1 protein-coding gene is annotated in these 1,102 nt (G+C 67.6%); it reads right to left on the bottom strand.

What is annotated here, in order from left to right:
* On the bottom strand, nt 1-1,102 hold a 1,102-nt coding region (locus G3N64_RS39195), incomplete at both ends, for a nitrate/sulfonate/bicarbonate ABC transporter ATP-binding protein (protein ID WP_205788906.1).

The raw sequence follows: 1,102 nt of genomic DNA, 5'->3' as shown, positions 1-1,102 counted from the left end.
CGTCGGACAGGAAATCCTCCAGCTCCTGCTCGAAGCGCACCCGCGGCGCACGATGGCCCGGGCGCTCGTTCAGCACCTTCTTGATCCGCGCGGCGAGCGGCACGTGCTTCAGCAGATGATCCGCGAACATCAGCTTGCGCTCCTGCGTGCCGAATTCCGCAAACACGCGCCCCGGCGGCGTGAGGAACACGTCCCCTTCCCGCACGTCCGCGAAACCGAGGTACTGCAGCACTTCGGCGATCGGGAACAGGTCGTCGACCTCGAGATGCAGCGAGCGCGCGATTTCCGGCATGTCCGCGCGGCCGTGGTATGGCGCCATCGCGAGCGTTTCGATCAGGCCGGCCATGAGGTTGGTCGACACCTGCGGCAGCCAGCTGCCGAGCTCCAGCCCCTTCTTCGTCGCCTCGCCGGTCTGGCGGGCCGTCATCTTCGCGTAGATATCGTCGACGAGCTTGCGGAACGCCGGGTCGAGACGGTTGCGCGGATGCTTGAACGGCACCTTGATCTCGGCGATCACGCGGCCCGGGTTCGACGACAGCACGAGGATCCGGTCGCACATGAACACGGCTTCCTCGATGTTGTGCGTGACGATCAGCACCGACTTGATCGGCATGCGGCCCTGCGTCCACAGGTCGAGCAGGTCGGTACGCAGCGTCTCGGCCGTCAGCACGTCGAGTGCCGAGAACGGCTCGTCCATCAGCAGGATCGTCGGATCGACGACGAGCGCGCGCGCAAAGCCTACACGCTGGCGCATGCCGCCCGACAGTTCGCGCGGGTATGCGTTCTCGAAGCCGTCGAGACCGATCAGGTCGATCGCGGCGAGCGCACGCTCGCGCCGCTCGCGCGCGCCGACGCCGAGCGCCTCGAGGCCGGCTTCCACGTTCTGCAGCACGGTGAGCCACGGGAACAGCGCGAAGGTCTGGAACACCATCGCAACGCCTTCGGCCGGGCCGCGCAGCGGCTGGCCGAGGTAGGTCACTTCACCGCCGGTCGGCTCGATCAGCCCGGCGATGATGCGCAGCAGCGTCGACTTGCCCGACCCGGAACGGCCGAGCAGGCCGACGATCTCGCCTTCGCGCAGCGACAGGTTCGCATCGTCGAG

Origin of the sequence: Burkholderia sp. Ac-20344 (assembly GCF_017104975.1) — a bacterium.
GTDB lineage: Bacteria > Pseudomonadota > Gammaproteobacteria > Burkholderiales > Burkholderiaceae > Burkholderia.
This window is presented reverse-complemented; position numbering and strand designations above follow the sequence as displayed.